We start from the raw sequence: 21318 nt of genomic DNA, 5'->3' as shown, positions 1-21318 counted from the left end.
ATGATAGATAAAAATAAGACAAATTTACATTATCAAAATTCGGTAGCAACAGACGATAATGATTTTTCTAAAGGAAAAATTTTAGATGGTGTTCGATATGGATTAAGAGATTATGAAAATTATATAGAAAAAAGTATAAACGTTGTTCAAAAAACTGGAGCTATTAGAATCCCTATAAAAGTAAAGGAATTTAGGTATTATTTAAGGTTGAATAATTTTTCAAATAAAGAATCAGAAGAAATTAATGAAATAGTATTTAAAGAAAATTTGAGTAAAATTTCAATAAACAATTCAGAGAATAAAATTGAAATTAAGCATACAAGTAATAAAGAGAAATATATAGTTCTAAAAACTACTGATATTGCTAAAATAGCAAAAATAAAAATAAGTAATAAACCTATTACCATTTCATTAAAATGTGCAGTTGTTTATGGTGTTGAATTGGACAAACTTAAAGAGAAGGATTCAAAAAAAATTGAGGAAGAATTATTTGAAAGAGGCATTAAAACAATATATACAGAAAAACCAAGTGCTAATAAAAATAACAATAAAGCGAATGAATTATACATTAAATCTAGAAATGCCGTTGAAAAATATATTGTTTTAGATACTTCTGAGAAAATTGAGAATGTTTATTTAAAAGCAAATGACCACCAACTACGAAAGCAATTAGATGCTATTCAAAATTTAAAAAACAAACCTCTTGTTGAACATACACCTTTACAAAAGTTGTTTGATTTATCAAACAAGGCAGAATCTTATTTCGAAGACAACATTGAGTATTCCAATCAAGAATTAAACTTCGAAATTTTAAACAAACCAAATCAATTTGACGGAACTTTGGAGCAACAAAACTTTGTAAAAAAAGCCTTAAAAACTAAAGATTTTGCATTATTAGAAGGTCCACCGGGTTCAGGAAAAACTACAGCTATTATTGAGCTTATTATCCAACTAATAAAACAAAACAAACGTGTTTTATTGGTTTCTGCAACACATGTTGCTGTAGATAATGTAATTCATAGAATACTTACCTCTTATAAAGAACAATGCGAAGGCTTAGTTGTTCCTATCAGAATAGCTTCTGATTTGGGAAGCATCAGAAAAGAAAGTGTTGAACCTTATGAGCTTAATAATTTTATCGCTAAAACAAAAACTGAAATTGCTAAAAACTTAAGAGCTATAAATAACAAGAATAGTAGTAAAACATTATTAGACAGCATAACAAATAAAACTTCTGAATCTGGTTTTGATGATATTATTCTAAAATCTGCAAATTTAGTTGGTGGAACCATGATTGGTATTCTACAACACCCAGATATTAAGAGAGGTGGAATTCAAGAAATGTTTGATGTTATGATTGTGGATGAAAGTTCTAAGGTTACTTTTTTAGATTTTATAGTTCCTGCTTTATATGCTAAAAAATGGATATTAGTTGGAGATGTAAAACAATTATCACCTTACACAGAAGACGACTTTATTAATGAGAATATAGATGCGGTTATAAAAGATGTAGAGGAAAAGAAAAAAATATACTTTACTTATGAGTTAAATAAGAAATTACTTTCTAAAGAAAAATGGAATAAAAAAATTGTAAAAATTTTGTTTTCTAAAAACCATACTGAAAATGATTTCAAAAACTATGAAGTTTTTAAAATACCGTCTAATTTTGAAAATTCTGAAAAAAATATTTTAAGACTAAATAGTGTAGATCTAATAATTTGCGAACCAACTAGAACACATAAAAAAATTATAGCAAATCATCTTTATGTAAAAGCTCAAGTATTTGAAGGTAAAATAGATCAAACAGATTTTGGTAATAGGCAAAAATCATTTCATAAAAACAGTAAAAGTTCTAAAAAGAATGCGTTTTATTCATATGAATTTATAAGCGATAAAACTCAAGAATGGAAGGAATTAGTTGGTAGTAATTTAAGTCAAATGTATCAATATAGGCTTGAGCCCAATTTAAATGAAGAACTAATAAATGAGTTTAATACTTTGGTACCTTTTAAATATAGGAATGATATTGAAAAAATTAGAAGAGTTGCACTTCCTTCAATATTAGAGCTATTGCAAGTAGGAGTTGGAGAAAAATCTAGAGAAACAAAAAATGGTGAGCAATATATTGAAGATAAATTAATTTATAAAGGGTTTAATGATTTTAAAGGAATAAAAGAGAATAAGTTTCAATCATTATCCTACCAGCATAGAATGGAAAAAGAGATTGCCAATCTTTCTAGAAAATATTTTTATAAAAACGAAAATTTAGAAACAGCAAATACTGTTATCGATAGGAAAAACCTTATAAAATGGTATAAACCTAATGAAAGTAAAGTGATTTGGATGGCTAATAATGATGAGACATTTAGAAAACGAAATAAAAGAGGTCTTTCAAAAAACATAAACCCAACCGAAGTTAAGAACATAAAAGATGAATTAGAAGAGTTTATAGAGCAAGCAAAATTAAACCCCAAAAGCAGTAATGCCAAGTATGAAATTGCTGTTCTAACCTTTTATAGTGCTCAAGTTCTAGAATTAAAGTATATGTTAAGAAAACTGACAAATCAACATAGTAAGCATAAATTTTTCACTAAGAATAATGTAGAAATCACATTAAGTACTGTAGATAAATTTCAAGGCGATGAAGCAGATATGGTATTGTTGTCTTTTACAAAGGCAACTAGAAAAGCATTTTACAACAGTCCTAATCGATTAAACGTAGCATTAACTAGATCACGTTATAAGCTCATTCTTTATGGTAATAAAAATTGGTTATCAAAAAGAGCTCAATTAATGGCGCTTAAAGAAATTGCAAGTAGTGTGGATAATAGATTAAACAGGTAGAAAAAAATGGAATTAACAAAAGATATACGAATAAATAAATACAGAGTTTTAGCAGATTATAAAGTAAAAATAGCAAAATCTCCCTTTATGTCCGTTTTACAATTAGCAAATGAAGAAGGAGGACTATTAACTCCAGAAATTCTATTTGAAGAATTGATGCAACCTTTATCTTTAAGAGCATGCGAAAATCTATTAATAAGACTTACTTCCATGGAGTATTTTGAGGAAGATTATAATGGATCTATTAAAAAAAATGAAGAGGAATGGTTTATTGAAAATCAAAATACTTACTACAAATTAACGGAATTTGGTAGACAATCTATTGAAACTAATGATTTTTACGATAAAAGAAATGGGCTTTTAGAAATTTGGGTAACTGAAGAGAATGAGTTTACTCCTAAAATAATTAAGCTAACTGAATTAAAGTATGATGAAGATAAAAAGATAGAAACAACAAAAATTAATTATGAATTAGCTGATTTAATAAATAATACCGAAGTAATAAAACTTAAAAGTGGTGATTTTACAATAGATAAGATAGAAGATCAAATTAAATTTTTAGAAACAAGTACCGAGACTGTAATAATTACATTTTATGACACTTATAGCGAAATTACATTAGCAGATTTTAGAGCAAATGAAATAATAAAAAAATCAAAAGCTCTGGAGACTATTCTAATAAACGAATTTCAAGAAAACTATATACTTACAGAAAATATCATACTAACAGATTTTAATATTCAAGATCTCTCACTAGTAAGAAATCATATTATAGAAACACCTTTTTACAGAAACACTTATTTTAATGCTATTACCATTCCTAATATTTCCGTAAACCCAAAAAACATTAAAGAAGCTAGAGAGTGGTTTGAAAATTTGCTTAAAAAAAGAGTGAATAAATATTTTCTATCAGATGAAGATTACAATGCATTTGAAAATAAAATAGCAAATGAATTTCAATTGTATAAGGACGATTTAGTAAATACAATAAGCAGACAACAATTAATAGATGTGTTTGGAAAAGAAGATTTTTATAAAAAAGTAAAATTAGAAACTATTGATTATTTAAATTACTAAGAAAAAGGAATGAAAGAATTAATTTACAAAAAGAGTTTCGAAAATAAAAAGATATTGAAAAATATTTTTATCCCAACAGAAAAAAAGTGGATAAGTACTGAGAATAATAACTTATCAGTAATGGAATCTGGTAAAAACGGTGTTTTGTTTCATAAAATAATTACAGTTATAGAATTGGCTCAGGAAATGATTTGTTTACAGTCATTTTTAATTCAGGATACTCAAATAATAGATGCTTTATTAAAAGCAAAACAAGAAAGAGATGTAAGGGTTTTTATAATGGGGTGTGCTGAAGCAAAGTTAAAATTTAATCCGTATGAAGAAGAAGATAGTTTTATTACAAAAGAATATAAAACTATGCTAGAAGAAAAGTTTAAAAATAATTTTGTTCATAGACAAGCAGGTAATTTACATGCTAAATTTATTTTAATAGATCCTAAAAAAAATCCAAAAGGATATATTTTTACAGGTAATTTTAATAAAAAACCTTTTTATGAAAATCCAGAATTGGCTGTAGAACTTTCAATAGCTAAAACAAAAGAACTCTTTCAGGTATTCGTGCATCATTTTTGGAATCACACAACAGATGAGCAAACGCAATCATCACAATTTGATAAAGTTAAACCTATTAATAGATTTGAAACAGTTCAACCAAAAGAAATCCTATTAACCTCACCAAATAAAGAACTTTCAAAATTAAAAACAACTTTATTGAAAGCTGTCTCAAAAGCGGAACAAGAGATACAGTTTTCTACATTTGGTTTAGATATAAATCATAAATTATCACAATGTATTCTAGATAAACTAAAAACAGGCGTGAAAGTTACTGTATTTTGTAGACCAAGATTAAAAACCATAAAAGATCATATTGAAGTTTTAGCTAAACATGGTGCAAAGGTCTTCTGTCACCCCTTAATTCATGCTAAGTCTATAATTATTGATAATAAAGAAGCTTATGTTTTTTCAGCTAATTTTGAAGAACACGGAATGGATACAGGTTTTGAAGTTGGATTAAAATTAATTGTGGAGCAAAAAAATGATTTATTAAAAATATATGAAACTTGGAAAAATACGTTTCCTTATGAATATTTTTATGAAAGAAAGCTTGCCAAAATAGACTCTTATCAAAAATTGGATAGTACTAGTAAATTAGAACCTATAATTAAGATAAATGAAGAAAATATTGACAGAAAAAAACATCATGTAAAAACGCTAAATAAATTATTAACTTTACTATCAATTAAAGAACCTAAGGATTCTTTGTTTAAAATTGAAACTGTAGAAGTAATAGCTCAACTAGAAACAGTAGATAAATATACCAAAATTGAAACTATTAATGCTGAGAGTGAAATAGTCGAAATAAAAACAGGAAAAAATAAAAAACAAAAAACAGAAAAAGCATTATTGTTAAACACTTCTAAAATCAGTAATATTCGTAATTTCCTGTATAAACTAAATAAGCTCGATAAAAACATAAAAGTATATGCAAAATAAAAACAAACAAATACTTTTAACCTGGGATGCTTTTAATAATGGTTTTATTGTTACCGCAAAAGTTTTAAAATCATTATTATTAGAAAATAAAGTAGCTATAAGTAAAGTATATTATTTACAGAACCAGAATTTATCAAATGAAAATTTAGCTGAAATTGATGTTTTTTTTGAAAGAAAAAAATATAGAGAAGTTTTAAAGAGTTTTGACGACAAAAGGATTAGGGATAGACTAAGTGAAAATCGTAGAATTAGTGAGTCTATAAAATTAGAAACAGAAACATTACCTAAATTCGAAAATAAAAGAATATCTATTAGCGGAGTTACCAACTATCAATCTATTTATGATAGTTTAATTAAATTTATTAAAGATAATTTTTATAGCAAGGACAATATAGATTTACATATAAACATTTCTCCAGGAACACCTCAAATGCATGTGGTTTGGTTGATGCTTAATTCAGCAGGTTATTTACCTTTAAACACCACACTATGGTCTAGTCAATATGATAAAACAAAGGATAAAACATATTTAGAAGAGATTAAATTTAAACCTAATATCTTTTTAAGTGAATTATTAAATAAGAAACATATTAATAATACAGTTGAATTAAACACTAATGAAACAAAATCTATAAGAAGAAAGGAAGCGGAAGATAAACTTATGTTATTTTCACACATACCAAATACTTCAATACTACTATTAGGTGAAAGAGGTACTGGAAAATCTACTTATGTTAGAGAGTTAATTGTGAAAAAATATAATAAAGATTATCCTTTTTCAGAATTAGCATGTGGTACATTTTCAGAAGAATTAATGAAATCTGAATTGTTTGGTTACAAAAAAGGAGCGTTTACTGGAGCAGATAAAGATAAAGATGGAATATTATCAAACTTTAAAAACGGAGGTATCCTATTTTTAGATGAAGTTCAAGATTTATCTAAACCATTACAACGACAATTAATTCAAGTGTTGCAAACAGGTAAATATTTCCCATTAGGTTCATCGCAAGCAGAAAAAACAAATTTCAGATTGATAGCTGCAAGTAATAATAGTTATGAAAATCTTAGAAGCAATAAGTTAGATCTTGATTTCTTTGATAGAATCTCTAGATTTATTGTAGAAATCCCTTGCTTAAGAGAATGTAGAGAAGATTTTGTTCATAATTGGGAAAGCGTTTGGAATGATATAGCTAGTTTTGATAATGCTCCAAGCTTAATTTGGGATGAAAAAATTCATGCTTTTTTAAAATCAAAAAAACTACTAGGTAATTTTAGGGATATGCAAAAGTTAGCTTCTCACATACTTGCCTTTTATTTTGAAAGCCATAAAAAAGATATTGCTATTGACAAGGCTATTAATGAATTTGAAAAATGGAATATTGAGAGAATAGAAACTAAAGAAACTTATTTTGTTAAAGGAAAAACCTATAATGAAATAGTGGCCAAATTCAATAAAGAATTAGCTGAGTGGTCTATTGATACTTATGGTGATAAAAAAGAAGCTTCTATACGTTTAAATCGCTCAGAAAGCATGCTTTCTAAAGACATTAAAATGGATAGATTAAAATAGATAGATTAAAATAGATTAATGACAGAGAAAACATTTTCTAAATATAATATTATGGATACTTTTTTTTTCATTTCAGTATTATTACCTCAAATATTAAACAACTTAAAAATTCTGACACCTTCTTTTACCTGACTATATCAACTAAAAGAAAACAAAACCTTACACCTACACTCAACACCCAATAAATCCTTTAAGTAAAAGGAATAATACATATTGTAGAAAAGAATAAAAAAAAATCAGTAAAAAACTTAACTATTTTTTTTTATTTCCTCTATATTGAAGGGGGATAGTCGATTTTCTTTTTCTAAAAATATTAATTAACACTTGATGCTTTTAACAAACTAAACAATAAAAAAAACCACATAATTAATCAACTTGTGTCTATTCTTAAACGTTAAAAAAACTTGATTTTCAAATGATTAAGTAGTTGTAAAAATATAAATTTAAACATCTAATAGTTTAATTCGAGATTCGCGAATCGCGAATTAATGACTTTTGATTATATAACAAGAGAGTAATCTTATCTCATTCAACTACTCAAAATTATCACTAAGTCGTTGCACCTCCTTATCTCAAATCTTTGCTTGTTTCACTTCGTTAAGGTGGTGAAAAACATAAATAGTGCACTATACAGCACCTTTATTATCAATTAGGTTGTAAAAATCAAAATAAAACAAAAAAAGTGCACTAAAAAGCACTTATCATGTAATTTATAAAAAATAATGTATATATTTACATTAAAAGAGCCATATAATGCACTCACAAGATTTAATAAATGCAATAAAAACACGTAGAGATAATCTAGATGTAACGCAAGAAATACTTGCAGATCTTTCTGGAGTTGGTTTGCGAACATTAAAGAAGTTTGAAAGCGGCAAAGGAAACCCTACTCTAGAAACCTTAAACAAATTAGGTAATGCACTAGGTATGGAATTGATATTTACCGTTAAAGATCTAAATAATAAACCATGAGACAAGTAGAAGTATTATATAAAAAAGAAGCTGCTGGTCTATTAACACAGTTAGATAATGGAGGTTTTGTTTTTAAATATCATAAGCTATGGTTTAATGATACAAATAAACCTGCAATTAGTTTAACCTTACCTAAAACACAGCAAGAATATCAATCAAAATATCTATTTCCTTTTTTTTACAACATGCTACCAGAAGGGTCTAATAAACAAACGGTTTGTTTTGAAAACAGAATAGATACTAAAGATGAATTCGGAATCTTAATAACAACAGCTAAATATGATACTATTGGAGCTGTTACCATTAAAAAAATAGATTAACAATGTCTTTACCACAGATAACAAATTGTCCAAGTACACTTGCAAAAGATTATAAAACATATAGCAATACTGCTTTAAGACGGGTCTTTTATGGAAAAAAAGTAAGTCCTATTTTAAATTATGATTCACCTGCAAGTAATGAAAACACAGATGCTTTATTTACTGATAATAGAAAACGAATGTCTATTTCTGGTGTTCAAGAAAAATTTTCTGTTTTATTAGAAAAAAATAAATTACGATTAATACAAGAAAGTGAACAAGGTCAATATATTTTAAAACCCATACCAAACGTAGGTAAAAACTCAAATCAAATGCCAGCTAACGAGCATGTAACAATGCAAATTGCAAGACAAGTATTTGATATTGAAACCGCAGAAAATGCACTTATTTTTTTTAAAAATGGAAATCCTGCATATATTACTAGACGTTTTGATATTAAAGATGATGGTACTAAATGGGCTCAAGAAGATTTTGCTGCCTTAGCAAAAAGATCACCACAAACACATGGGGAAGATTTTAAATATGTTGGAAATTACTTAGAGCTTTTTACAATTTTAAAAAAATATACTCCTGCTTATACAATAGAGTCCATCAAATTATTTAAGTTGATTTTATTTAATTATTTATTTTCTAACGGTGATGCTCATTTTAAAAACTTCTCACTAATAGAAACTCCTTTGGGTGATTTTAAATTAAGTCCTGCTTACGATTTATTAAATAGTAGAATTCATATAGAGGATAACGATTTTGCTTTAGAAGAAGGTTTATTACCAACAAATTTAGCACAGGGAAAAATTACAAATCAATTCTATATTTTAGGTGAACAAGCAGGTATTTCAAAAAAACAGGTAGAAAAAGTTTTTGAAAATTTAACGTCAAAACAAAATAAAGTTTTAACACTTATTGAAGCTTCTTTCTTAAACGAAAAAATGAAACGAAATTACACGCAAGGTTACCAAACTAGGCTTAAAAAGTTATTACGTGATTAGCGTTTAGTTTTTATATATAGCTTACTTTCTATGAAATATTCTATCAAATCATAATAAAAAATGAGCTATATGAGTCGTATTTATAGCTCATGACGTATAAAAATTAGATTTTATTTATTTTCTTTTACTTAACTTAATCAAACAAAAGAAGATAAAACCTTACACCTACACTCCACCCCATCACCCATAAACCCTTTATTTAAAAGGAATCTTACATTTTGTATTGGGAAATAGCTTTGTTTTCCTTTAGGTTTCTTTGGTATGACTTTAATAAAAAAAATGATATTAAATTAGTATTATTTTTAATATCATTTTTTATGTACACATTTAGCTTTTTCTTTTATTTAAAATACTTCAGATTTTTAATTACACTAAAACCTATTAAAGACAAACTGATTATAAACATATAAAGAATATTATCAAAGAGATTAAAGCTATTGGTTGTTTTAAAAAATTCTGGTTTGTATTTCTTCCAATCTATTTTATTTGCAGGTACATTTTCAAAAATTTTAGGATAAAATTGCAAACGCATTTCTTCATGAAATTTAGTAGTTGCATTCAAAAAATTTACTTGATGTGTTAAACTTGTGTTTGCAATATCATTCATAGCCAATTGTACTTGTAATGGAGGAAAAAATTGAGCAATATTTTTACTTAATTTCTCTCTTTTTTCAATCTTATTATACATAGCATCTCGCTCCTGCTTAGATTCATCATCTCCCATTTGCTGCATAGCATAATACCATAACCAAGAAAAACCTTCTTCTTGTAATTTATATTCCGAAAACTGAGGGTAATGAGCATAAAACTTATCTAAAGTCTCTTTTTTATCTGTATCCCATTTTTTATGATACTCATCCCTTTGCTTAATTGTCATAGTAAAAGCCTCTTCTACGGGGTATTTATTGGTTACATAATTGTTTACCAAAACCGGCAAGAAAACAACTAAAATTAACCAACTACTTAACAATACAATTGCATTTGTATTTGATGATTTCCTTAGTAAAATAACAAAAAAGCAGATTGAGTACCAAAATAACACGTATAAATAGCTCATTATTACAATTTGTAAAAATCCTTTACTAAAAGGAATATCTAAAATAATTTTAGTTAATAGCAGCAAAACCCCTAAAATGGCAAGAACAAAAAACACTCTAATAGATAATTTCTTTAATAAATATTGAAACGATGATTTACCTTGAATAACAATCATTTTCCAAGTACCATTTTCTATTTCTTCTGATAAAATATTAAAATTTAAAGAGATTATAATTAATGGAAATAGGAAAATAATTAAAAAACTAATATCTAAATTACCAACATGTAAACGCATTGGGTTTACTAAATCTGTATCATATTTTTGACCTTCTAAATTTAAAATAGTTACATTTTGGATGTGTGAATTTAAATCACTTTGCCCAATAGATATTCCTGCCAAAGAATTTACTGGATTTATAAATGAAAACTTTAAATAGTATAATAATAGGCCTAAATCATCTTTATGAAGGTGGCTTTGTGTTTCTATATGTTTTTTTTGTTGAATCGTCGTTTTAGCAATTACTTCCTGCTTTTGAGTTAAAAATTGTTTTCCTGTTCCAATACTTAAAATTCCTAAAATCATAAGTATTCCAAAAGCTAATAATACCGTTTTTGATCTAAAAAATTGTTTGATTAATATAAAATACATAGCTAAATAATTTTAAATCGATTAGAAAATTTGGTCATAAATAATAGTGTTAATAACAACCATACAACAAGAGTTACAATAGCTATTAATTGCGTTTTTATGGTTTGATAAACTGATATAAACTCGTAGTTAAACTTAGGAGCAGCTTTCCAATAAGATTTATCAATTACATTAATTTTACCTTCACTACTTGTTGCTTTGTTACTGATAAATTTCATCTGTAATTCATTCATATATTGAGATTGTTTGTACCTGTAATCTTCTGTTTGCGACAAGAAATTTACGTAAGTATTAAAATCTGTTCCAGAAAAACTCATTGAAACATTTTTAATTGCCAAATAAGGATTTAACAATACTAAATTATTGGTAATACTATTTTGTTTTCGGTAAGTATCAATCAATTTATTATGTTGATTATTATAAATTTTTGCTGATTGTTCCTCACCTTTACTCATTAGAAAACCACTATAATTTATTGGTAAATCTTTTACGTCGGTAACATTATTTGCTTTTAAAATGGAATCTCTTAAACTATTAAAATAAGGATCATTTGGGTTATGACTATCCCCTCTTTTAGACGTTTCTAATTCAATAGCTTCTTTAAATGCTATTTTTGAAAGATTAGGATACATAGAATTACCAACAACTTGTGCTATTTTAGGAGTAATGATAAAAAATAGTAACCAAACTCCTAATAAGGTTAATAAAGCCTTACTTGAATTTTTACTTTTACCAGAAACAATTACAGTTATGCAACATAAAATTATATAAAATATGACATAACTTATACTAATCAACAAAGATCTAGATAGTATTGAACTGTTAATTATATCATTTTCTAAAAAAGAAATACTCCATAAAGACAATAAAGCTGGTAAAAAGAAAATTGCAGAAATAAAGAACAAACCCAACGATTTACCTAAAAGAATTTCTTTTATAGCAGCGCCTTGTACATGAATTATCTTTAAAGTTCCGTTTTCTTTTTCTGATGTAATTGAGGCATACCCTAAGAAAAATATTATTAAAGGTAAAATAAGTTGTAGTAACATGGTAATATTTAAATCACCAAAACGTACTAAACCTGTAGATAAACTAGCTTCAGAAAAATTAGCTGTATTTTGTTTATGTGCTTCTAAAAAGATAGTATTACCAGTATAACTTTCTATACCAGAATCAAAAATACTTAATGGATGTTGCAAACGAAATGTAAACGACCCAAAATGTGCCATTCTATGTGGATGCTTATCTGGGTTTTCATCCCAACTTTTTCTAGATTCTTCTTGATGATGTTCTACAACATGATGATGCTTTTCAAAAGCTATCCAACTATTTGTAGTTACATAAGCTAAAACAACCAAAAAAATAACTAAAAGAGGTAAAAGACCTTTATTACTAAAGGCCTTTTTAAAAAATTGTTTTGCTATTAAAATAACAACTGATTTTTTCATAAAATTTAAAAGTTATAAGTTGCATTTAATAATACATTTCTTGGCGTACCAGGACCTAGCCTAGAAGGATTTAAACCACCTAACCAATATGTTTTATCAAATAAATTATTTACTTTAAGTGTTAATTGAATACCTGTATTATCTGGCTTATAATATACAGCAGCATCAAAAACTGTATATTCTGGCAATAATACTCTATCTGTAGCATATGTTGGGTTGTACCATGTATATCTATCTCCTAAATATTGAGCTCCAAAACCAATACCAATTTCTTTTAAAGTTTTATTTACAAAATCATAACGTCCCCAAAAATTTGCATTATGTTTTGGTGAACCTCCAATTCTTTCTCCAATAAATTCTGCAATAGCATCTTCTTCAATAGTCGCATTTGTATATGCATAAGAAGCTGTTAGTTGTAAATTTGGTAAAACATAACCAGAAATATCTGTTTCAAAACCTCTACTACTTTGTTCTCCTCTTGTTGTTAAGTTATCCAAATCGTAAGTATCACCTAATAAAATATTTTTTTGAGTGATATTAAAAATTGCAAAGTTTGCAAATATTTTTCCGTTTAAAAACTCCCCTTTTGCTCCTATTTCATATAAGGTACTTTCTAACGGATCAAATTTTGCTGGTGAAGCTGACCAAAAGAAACCTTCTGCAGTTGGTGATAATGATACTGTATTTGTATGTGGTTGAAATCCTTCTAAATAAGTTGCGTAAGCACTAATATCTTTGGTTACTTCGTAAGTTAAACCTATTCTTGGTACAAAAGCACTTGTTTTAAATTCTTGCTCATCTCCTTTGTAATCAAAAATATCTGTAAAAGTTTCATATCTTAAGTTTAATAAAGCAGAAAATTTACCAACCTTAAACTGATTTTGAATATAAAAACCATTTGAACTATTTAAATTTGCTGGTAGGTATTGAGATAAATTAGAAATTCCATAACCGCTTGTATCTCTAGCTCCATTAAAAGGGTTTTCTAAATCAAAATAAGCACCTGCAGGCACAGGCATTGTTACACCATCTATAGTCATTTGCTGAAAATTATCTGCATTAGCAGGATCAAAATTAGCTTGCCCACCACTTACTGTTAAATATCTTCTAGCTCTAAACCAACCAGCACCAATTTTTCTTTCCCAACGTGAAGCATCATAACCTACTAAAAATTTATTAGTAATTTTTTCTGTTTTGATGTCATAATTAAAGTAAGCACTAAAATTATTTGTTTCCCAAAATTGTTGTCTTTCATCATATCTTAATCTTACTAGTGTAGGAATTACATTTCCATCAATATCTACCATTGATCCACCAACTCTATGTTCTGCTAAATCTTCATCCCAAGTTTGCTTCATAAACTGTGCGTTAAAACCAAAGTTATCAGTAAATTTTTGACTAAAGTTTGCCATAAATATTAACTCATTAGTTTTGTAATGATCGTTAGAAGCACTTACACTCATTGTAATAGGTGTGCTATCTATATCATATTCACCATTAATTGACCCAAAAATTGGCTGACCTCTATCTAAATTTCCTTCTGCATTATTATAAATCATTTCAACATTAAATGAAGTTTTTTCATTTGGAACATAACTTAAAGAAGGGTTAATTAAAATAGCATTATTATTTATTACATCTCTAAAAGAATCTGCATCTTGATAAGCTGCGTTAAAACGATATAATAAAGTTTTTTCTTCATTTAATGGTCCAGTGAAATCTGCTGTTGCTCTTAAAGTTCCAAAACTTCCTGTAGTAAAACCTATTGAACTTCTTTTTTCTGCCAATGGTTTTTTAGTTACCATATTTACAGTTCCTCCAGGATCTGCACTTGAGAATGTTACAGATGATGGACCTTTAATTACTTCTACACGTTCTAAATGTGAGGTTATTGGTTGTAGAAAATAATACTGACGAGTTCTCATTCCGTTAAGCACTTGTCCATCATCTGCTTGTGTAATACCTCTAATGTTGTAATGATTATATAAACCTGTAGCAGCAACACTACTTACAGTTTTTACAGCGTCTACTAATTGAAATGCTTGACGATCTGCTAGTAATTCTTTGGTTACTGATGCTACAGCTTGTGGTAACTCTTTATTCTTAATTGCGGTTTTTGTTGCAGAAAAAGAATAATCACTATTATAATCTTTTCGAACTCTACCTATTACTTCAATTGATTGTAGTAATTCAGCAGAATCTTCTAAAATAATAGTTCCTAAATCTATATTTTGATTGCTAGATAATGTAATCTCTTTACTATAAGTTTCAAATCCAATATAAGAGATATTTATGTTGTAAATTCCTGATTGATGTATTTCGATACTAAAATTTCCTTCAGAATTTGATGTAACTCCTTTTTGTTTATTCGCTTTATTTATTAAAAGAATGTTTGCTCCCTCAATTGCTATTTTTTCTGAATCTAAAATTTTTCCTTTTATTTTAGATTGAGAAAAACCTAGTTGTATAGTCAATAATAAAATTGCGAATACGATGTTTTTAAAATTCATTTTTAGTTTAGTGGTTTGTAATTGTTAAATTGTTTTAATGTATAAATCTTGTAATTCTTGCGCAGAAATATTTTTTGTTTCTGTTGTATGAATTAGAGTTCCCTCTTTCATAATCCCAATTTTAGAACCAATATTTACTGCATTAAAAATATCATGTGTAGCCATAAAAATCCCTACACCTTTAGAGGCTAATTCTCTGCACGTTTTTGCGAATTCTACAGATGCTTGTGGATCTAATCCAGAAGTTGGTTCGTCCATTAAAATATAAGAAGCATTTTTTGCCAAAGCCACTGCAATACCCACTTTTTGGCGCATTCCTTTAGAATAAGTAGATAGTTTTTTAGAATATGACTCTTCTTGTAAATTTGCTTGTTTTAAAAAACTTATTAATTCGTTTTTCTTATAATTAAAACCCGCTAATTTGCTAAAGAAATCTAAATTTTCTAAACCAGATAAGTTACTATATAACTGAACTGTTTCTGGAATATAAGCTATTGCACTTCTTTTAGATTTACTATCTGTTACCGAAACATTGTCTATTAAAGCTTCTCCTGATGTAGGCGCTATTAAGCCTAAAAAAATATTAATGGTTGTTGTTTTACCTGCTCCATTTTGTCCTAGTAGACAAAAAATTTCTCCAGGATTTACTGAAAGGCATAAGTCTTTAAGCGCAGATTTATCATCATAACGCTTACAAAGCATTTTTGCTTGTAGCATATTTAAATTTTTAATAAGTTAAATTGTAAGTTTTTCTATACCTAAAATTAATTGTAAACCTTTATATTAACTTTTTATTTTTAATTAGTCTAATTAAAAATAAAAAGTTAATAAATATAATTAGTATGTAATATTAAGTGAACACTAAAAAATAAAGAATAAATACTTTACACACTATTTAGTTTAAAATGGTGTGTAAGTAGTAGTAATGTTTATTATGTTAAGCAATAAAAATAGGTGGTGCTCTAGATTTTTTTAGATTTAAGATAACTGATGTAAAGCTATTATCTTTTCCTAAAATAGTATTTAAGATTAACTTAGGAGTTAATAAAGTATAAGTAAAGGTTGAGTCTTTAGAAAGTTGAATATTTAAATATATATCACATAAAGAGCAATTATTATTTATATCGATTACTTTTTCTTTGTTTAAAGAAAATAAAGAATGTTGTTTGTGTTCTGAATGATGTTCAAATGAATGATCAAGAGCAATAAGGTGAGTCATTAAAATGACAACAGATAGAAATAAACTTAATGTTCTTATTAAAAAATTCACGATGCAAATATATTAAGTTTCTTTTTATTTTTTAATAAAATAAAGTAATTTGTAAAAAAATAAAAAAATTATCAAGTACGATAACTCTAATAATATTTGTAAATTAATCCACTAAACAACAGCTAAAAGAATATAGCTTTAGTAAACTCAAACTGTTACAATCACTTTAAAATATAGCAATATTTTATCAGGAAGAAAATTTGTTCTTTTAAAGTTAATTATTAGATTCATACAATTAATGAACTATTATTTTTAAATCAAAATGACCAACAAACACCACTTATAAGATTAACATTAACACCCCATTACACAATATCCTGCAAACATTTCAGCAGTACTTTTTTTATCAAAAGAAACTTTTAATTGCTCAAATTCACATTAGATAAACCAACACTTTCACATAAGCAATCATTTTTAAATAAAAAATCTGTATTTAAATAAATATCTATATCTAAAGTATTAATAATTCAATATTTTTGTTTCCAAAAAAATAAGATGGAAAAACTACAACCTATAATGCTCGTTGGTACAGGTTCTGATGTTGGTAAGAGCTGGGTTACAACAGGTATTTGTAGATGGCTAAAACAAAAAGGCTACCAACCTGCTCCGTTTAAAGCTCAAAATATGTCTTTAAATAGTTTTTCTACACCAGATAACTTAGAAATAGGCAGAGCTCAAGCAGTACAAGCAGAAGCTTGTGGCATTCCGCCAACGGTAGAAATGAACCCTATTTTATTAAAACCGTCTTCGGTAAATAAATCGCAAATTATTTTACACGGAAAGCCTATTGGCGATCAAACTGCTAAAGAATATTTTTTAGGTGATAATAAAAAACACCTTTTCGAAGAAGCTAAAAATTCATTTAAACAATTAGCTTTAAAACACAATCCTATTGTAATGGAAGGTGCTGGTAGTATTAGCGAACTAAACTTAAAACATAGAGATATTGTAAACATGAGAATGGCCGAAGCAGCCAATGCTTGTGTTTATTTAATTGCAGATATCGACAAAGGTGGCGTATTTGGTAGTGTTTACGGTACTATTGAATTACTAGAACCTTGGGAACGTAAACTTATAAAAGGAATTATTATTAATAAATTTAGAGGAGACCCTGCTTTGTTTGTTGATGGAAAAAAAAAATTAGAAGAATTAACAGGGATTCCTATTTTAGGAATCTTACCTTATGCAAAAGATATTATAATTGAAGAAGAAGATTCCGTAGCTTTAAATAATAGAAACACAACAGCTGTAGAAAATAAATTAAACATTGCAATTATAAGATTGCATTATATGTCTAATTATACTGATTTTCAGTCTTTAGAACAAGAACCTTTAATCAACCTATATTTTACAAGAGATTCTGAGGAAATAAATAAAGCTGATGTTATCATAATTCCTGGAACAAAAAATACCATCGAAGATTTAATTAGTTTAAAAGAAGATGGTCTTGATACAATTATTAAAGATAAATACAACCAAACACCTATTATCGGAATTTGTGGTGGTTATCAAATGTTAGGAAAAAATATTAAAGATCCTTTTTCTGTAGAAAGTACTATTAAATCTGTAGACGGATTAGATTTATTCGATATAGAAACAACACTTTCTAAAACCAAACAAACTGTTCAACGTAATTTTCTTTTTAAAGATTTAAAAGAAATTTTTGAAGGTTACGAAATTCACATGGGAGAAACATCAGTTCCAATAAACAAACACCTGAATCTTATCAACGGAAAAGAAGAAGGTTATTTTGATGGAAATAAAAGTTGGGGAACCTATTTACACGGCATTTTTGATAATCAAGAAATAGTTACCGAATTACTACAATTAAAATACCCTAACGCTAAGGCCATAAATTACAAAGCTTTTAAAGCAGCACAATTTGATAAGTTAGCAGATTGGATAGATAATAACTTAGATATGGCAACCATCTTAAAAAATAGCGCACAATAATGTTAAACGGACATGGTGATGACCTTCATTTAATTGATGGAGAAATTAAATATAATTTTAGCTCAAATGTGTATTATAAAGGTTGTCCAAAAGCATTACTCAACGAGGTATCAAAAAACATTCATCAAATTGAAAGTTACCCCTCGCCTATTGCCAATGAATTAAATATTTTGGCGGCTAAGAAATTCCGACTTAATAGCAATCAATTTTTATTCACCAACGGTGCAACAGAAGCATTTTATCTTATCGCTCAATTATTTTCTGATAAAAAAGCAGCTATCGTAGCTCCTACTTTTGCAGAATATGAAGATTCTTGTAAAATCTTCAATTTAAATTATAAATTAATCTCTAGATCAGAAATAAAAGAGGCCAAAGCAGACCTAATATATATTTGTAACCCAAATAATCCTACTGGTCACATATTTTCTAATGATGAATTAGAACTTTTATTTCAACAAAAACCTGAGACTACCTTTATTATTGACGAAGCTTATATTGAATTTACGGATAAATTAACATCAATCGTATCGTTAACTAAAACATACTCGAATTTAATTATTGTCCGTTCGTTAACCAAAACATTTACAATTCCTGGTTTACGTTTAGGATATGTTATTTCAGATTCATCAAACATAGAAAAGCTATTGGAATTAAAAATGCCTTGGAGTGTAAATACGCTTGCTATAAAAGCAGGTGAATATATTTTCAATAACTACAAAAACATCCAGTTTAACGCTTCAAAATTAATAGCAGAAACTATTATTTTTAAAGGGCAGTTAGCAACATTAAAAGATATCAGAGTTTGTGACAGTAACACTTCTTATTTTTTAGTTGAATTATTACATCATTCTGCAAAAGAATTAAAGGAACACTTAATTGTCAACCATCAAATTTTAGTTAGAGATGCAACTAATTTTAATAAACTAGAAGGAGAATATATTCGTGTAGCTACACAAAGCAAAGAAGCGAATAGTATTTTAATTAAAGCCTTAAAAGAATGGATTTAAGTACTATTTACATATTAATTATTGCTTTTGTTTTAGATTTAATTATAGGAGACCCAAAAAAACTACCACATTTAATTATCGCTTTTGGAAATAGTATTTCTTTAGGAGAAAAATTACTCAATAAAAACAAGTCTAAGTTTTTAAAAGGTGCTTTATTAACCATTCTATTAGTTAGTACTACTTTTATTACGCCGTATTTCATCATAAAGTATCTAAACGCTTATGATTTTCAATTTATAGCAATTGCTTTTTCTGTACTTATGCTATTTTATTGTTTAGCCAATAAAACACTAGTAAAAGAAGGAAATGCTGTTTTTAATGTTTTAAAAAAGGAAGGTTTAGAAGCCGGTCGTAAACGTTTATCATGGATTGTAGGACGTGAAACGAACAAGTTAAGCGAACAACAAATTAGAGTTGCTACTTTCGAAACCATGGCAGAAAATTTAAGTGATGGTGTAATTGCTCCATTATTTTATTTTTTAATCTTAGGAGTTCCTGGTGCAATGGCTTATAAAATGATTAACACGCTAGATTCTATGATTGGTTACAAAAGTGACCGTTATTTCTTCTTCGGAAAATTTGCAGCAATATTAGATGATGTTGCTAATTATATTCCTGCAAGAATTACGGGAGTATTAATGTTAGTTGTTACCTTTAAATTAAAAGGATTCTCATTTATTTTTAAAGAAGGAAAGAAACATAGCAGTCCGAATGCAGGGTATCCAGAAGCTGCTTTAGCATATATTTTAGATTGCCAGTTTGGTGGGCCTAATTATTATCATGGTAAATTGGTTGACAAACCTTTTATAGGAAGTAACAATCGAACAATTAAACATGAAGAAATTAAAACAGTAAGTAACATAAATTACATAACAAGCATACTTTTTTTTCTTTTGATGATTGGATTGTTACTACTATTCTAATATGGTTAATTTTCAAAAAAAATATATTATTACAGGCGCACCTGGAACAGGTAAAACAACCTTAATAAATCTTTTAAAAGACACGTTTCCTTGTATGGATGAAGTTTCTAGAAAGGTAATTATTGATGAACAAAAAAACAACAGAGATGGAATGCCTTGGTCTAACATAAAGCGTTTTACTAATCTTGTCTTTAAAAAAACAAAACAAGAATTATTAAATACCGATACAAGAATTTGTGATAGATCATTACTCGATTTAGAAGCTTATTTAACTGTAGAAAACAAAATAGTCCCTAAATATTTACATAACTTTCCTTATTTAAAAACATACCATAAAACGGTCTTTTTTGCTCCAACTTGGTTTGATATTTACTGTCAAGATGCACAGAGATTACAAGAATTTGATTATTGTTTAAAATTAGAAAAAGCGTTGTTAGAACAATATAAAAAAAAGGGGTTCAAAATTATAATGCTTCCAAAATCTTCTCCTATTAAAAGAAAGCAACTCATTCTAGATTCAATCTTATAATTCAAAAAATTATCTATACATTTGTCTCGTTATATGGTTTCTTATTCTTTAGTAATTTTTAGAATATAGAATTAAAAGGGAATTTGGTGTAAATCCAAAACTGTTCCCGCAACTGTAAAGCTTATTAAAGGCTTCATTAATAAAAACCACTGTAGTAATTAAAACTATGGGAAGGTAAATGAAAGTTAAGCTAAGTCAGGAGACCTGCCAATATTACAATGATTTATAATAGTAACTCTCGGGTAAAGAGTTAGAGAATTATGTTTTTTTCATATTTTCTTTCCCTACCTGCTTAATTTCGTTTTTAAATGCAAAAATTGATTTTATGCAGTTTATGGATAACGTGTTTTTCACAATCCATATTCACGCAAAACAAAACCCTTAAAGGTAAGGTAACTGATGTTGAAACACAGTTAACAATTTTACAAGTACGTGTACAAACTACAAACAAAACACTTTTAACAACCACAAATGAAGTTAGTAAATTTTCTATAACACCAGAAAATTTTTATAATGATTATGCAACCAATTTTGTTGTAAAATACGCAATTCCTAAATATCAAATAGGTGTATCCCTGGAAAATTTATTTGATAAAGAATGGAGAGAAGCCCTTTTTTACAATTCTTCACTATTACAAGGAAAAACAATACCTGTAGATGATATTCATTTTACACCTGGAACTCCATTTTTAGCAAAAATAAGTTTAACACATTTCTTTTAAAAT

17 protein-coding genes and 1 riboswitch are annotated in these 21318 nt (G+C 27.4%); of the genes, 12 read left to right on the top strand and 5 right to left on the bottom strand.

Annotated elements, in window-relative coordinates:
• The 7 genes from WG951_RS01285 to WG951_RS01255 all read left to right on the top strand — a co-directional run bounded on the left by WG951_RS01285 (nt 1) and on the right by WG951_RS01255 (nt 9266).
• Complete coding sequence (locus tag WG951_RS01285; RefSeq protein ID WP_105048409.1) at nt 1-2844, top strand: AAA domain-containing protein; 2844 nt, start codon at nt 1-3, stop codon at nt 2842-2844.
• A 6-nt stretch (nt 2845-2850) separates the two neighbouring features.
• On the top strand, nt 2851-3921 hold the full coding sequence (locus WG951_RS01280) for a hypothetical protein (protein ID WP_105048408.1): 1071 nt from the start codon (nt 2851-2853) through the stop codon (nt 3919-3921).
• A gap of 9 nt (nt 3922-3930) precedes the next feature.
• Complete coding sequence (locus WG951_RS01275) at nt 3931-5415, top strand: phospholipase D-like domain-containing protein (RefSeq protein ID WP_105048407.1); 1485 nt, start codon at nt 3931-3933, stop codon at nt 5413-5415.
• A complete protein-coding gene (locus WG951_RS01270; protein WP_105048406.1) occupies nt 5405-6985 on the top strand; it encodes a sigma-54-dependent transcriptional regulator in 1581 nt (526 codons plus the stop codon). The genes WG951_RS01275 and WG951_RS01270 overlap by 11 nt, the downstream gene beginning before the upstream one ends.
• A 753-nt stretch (nt 6986-7738) precedes the next feature.
• Nucleotides 7739-7957, top strand: a complete 219-nt coding sequence (locus WG951_RS01265) for a helix-turn-helix domain-containing protein (RefSeq protein ID WP_105048405.1) — start codon at nt 7739-7741, stop codon at nt 7955-7957.
• The gene (locus WG951_RS01260) at nt 7954-8277 is read left to right on the top strand and encodes a HipA N-terminal domain-containing protein (RefSeq protein ID WP_105048404.1); all 324 of its coding nucleotides are present in this window, start codon (nt 7954-7956) and stop codon (nt 8275-8277) included. Before WG951_RS01265 ends, WG951_RS01260 begins: the two co-directional genes overlap by 4 nt.
• A gap of 2 nt (nt 8278-8279) precedes the next feature.
• Complete coding sequence (locus WG951_RS01255; protein ID WP_105048403.1) at nt 8280-9266, top strand: type II toxin-antitoxin system HipA family toxin; 987 nt, start codon at nt 8280-8282, stop codon at nt 9264-9266.
• A gap of 340 nt (nt 9267-9606) precedes the next feature.
• Here WG951_RS01255 and WG951_RS01250 read toward each other — a convergent pair whose 3' ends face one another.
• From WG951_RS01250 to WG951_RS01230, 5 genes are all read right to left on the bottom strand, one after another.
• Nucleotides 9607-10953 carry a DUF3526 domain-containing protein gene (locus WG951_RS01250; protein ID WP_105048402.1) on the bottom strand — a complete coding sequence of 449 codons (1347 nt, stop codon included), beginning with the start codon at nt 10951-10953 and terminating at the stop codon, nt 9607-9609.
• Nucleotides 10954-10955: 2 nt separating this feature from the next.
• On the bottom strand, nt 10956-12401 hold the full coding sequence (locus tag WG951_RS01245) for an ABC transporter permease (protein WP_105048401.1): 1446 nt from the start codon (nt 12399-12401) through the stop codon (nt 10956-10958).
• A 5-nt stretch (nt 12402-12406) separates the two neighbouring features.
• A complete protein-coding gene (locus WG951_RS01240) occupies nt 12407-14911 on the bottom strand; it encodes a TonB-dependent receptor (RefSeq protein WP_105048400.1) in 2505 nt (834 codons plus the stop codon).
• Between the two features lie 24 nt (nt 14912-14935).
• Nucleotides 14936-15628, bottom strand: coding sequence for an ABC transporter ATP-binding protein (locus tag WG951_RS01235; protein WP_105048399.1), 693 nt, complete (start codon nt 15626-15628; stop codon nt 14936-14938).
• 220 nt (nt 15629-15848) lie between these two features.
• Complete coding sequence (locus WG951_RS01230; protein ID WP_146105256.1) at nt 15849-16181, bottom strand: hypothetical protein; 333 nt, start codon at nt 16179-16181, stop codon at nt 15849-15851.
• Between the two features lie 495 nt (nt 16182-16676).
• On the opposite strand from WG951_RS01230, the gene WG951_RS01225 reads away from it, so the two are divergent.
• The 5 genes from WG951_RS01225 to WG951_RS01205 all read left to right on the top strand — a co-directional run bounded on the left by WG951_RS01225 (nt 16677) and on the right by WG951_RS01205 (nt 21315).
• On the top strand, nt 16677-18134 hold the full coding sequence (locus WG951_RS01225; RefSeq protein WP_105048397.1) for a cobyric acid synthase: 1458 nt from the start codon (nt 16677-16679) through the stop codon (nt 18132-18134).
• Nucleotides 18134-19141, top strand: a complete 1008-nt coding sequence (locus WG951_RS01220; RefSeq protein ID WP_105048396.1) for a pyridoxal phosphate-dependent aminotransferase — start codon at nt 18134-18136, stop codon at nt 19139-19141. Before WG951_RS01225 ends, WG951_RS01220 begins: the two co-directional genes overlap by 1 nt.
• Nucleotides 19132-20064 (top strand): adenosylcobinamide-phosphate synthase CbiB, encoded by a 933-nt coding sequence (gene cbiB / locus WG951_RS01215; RefSeq protein WP_105048395.1) that lies wholly within the window; start codon nt 19132-19134, stop codon nt 20062-20064. Before WG951_RS01220 ends, cbiB begins: the two co-directional genes overlap by 10 nt.
• 1 nt (nt 20065) lies before the next feature.
• The gene (locus WG951_RS01210; RefSeq protein WP_105048394.1) at nt 20066-20593 is read left to right on the top strand and encodes an AAA family ATPase; all 528 of its coding nucleotides are present in this window, start codon (nt 20066-20068) and stop codon (nt 20591-20593) included.
• An 18-nt stretch (nt 20594-20611) separates the two neighbouring features.
• Nucleotides 20612-20819: riboswitch (cobalamin riboswitch) on the top strand.
• 91 nt (nt 20820-20910) lie between these two features.
• Nucleotides 20911-21315 (top strand): hypothetical protein, encoded by a 405-nt coding sequence (locus tag WG951_RS01205; protein WP_146105255.1) that lies wholly within the window; start codon nt 20911-20913, stop codon nt 21313-21315.
• Nucleotides 21316-21318 lie beyond the last annotated feature (3 nt).

It is taken from the genome of Polaribacter butkevichii (assembly GCF_038024105.1).
GTDB lineage: Bacteria > Bacteroidota > Bacteroidia > Flavobacteriales > Flavobacteriaceae > Polaribacter > Polaribacter butkevichii.
Note: the sequence above shows the minus strand (reverse complement) of the source record. Positions and strands in the feature narration are given on the sequence as shown.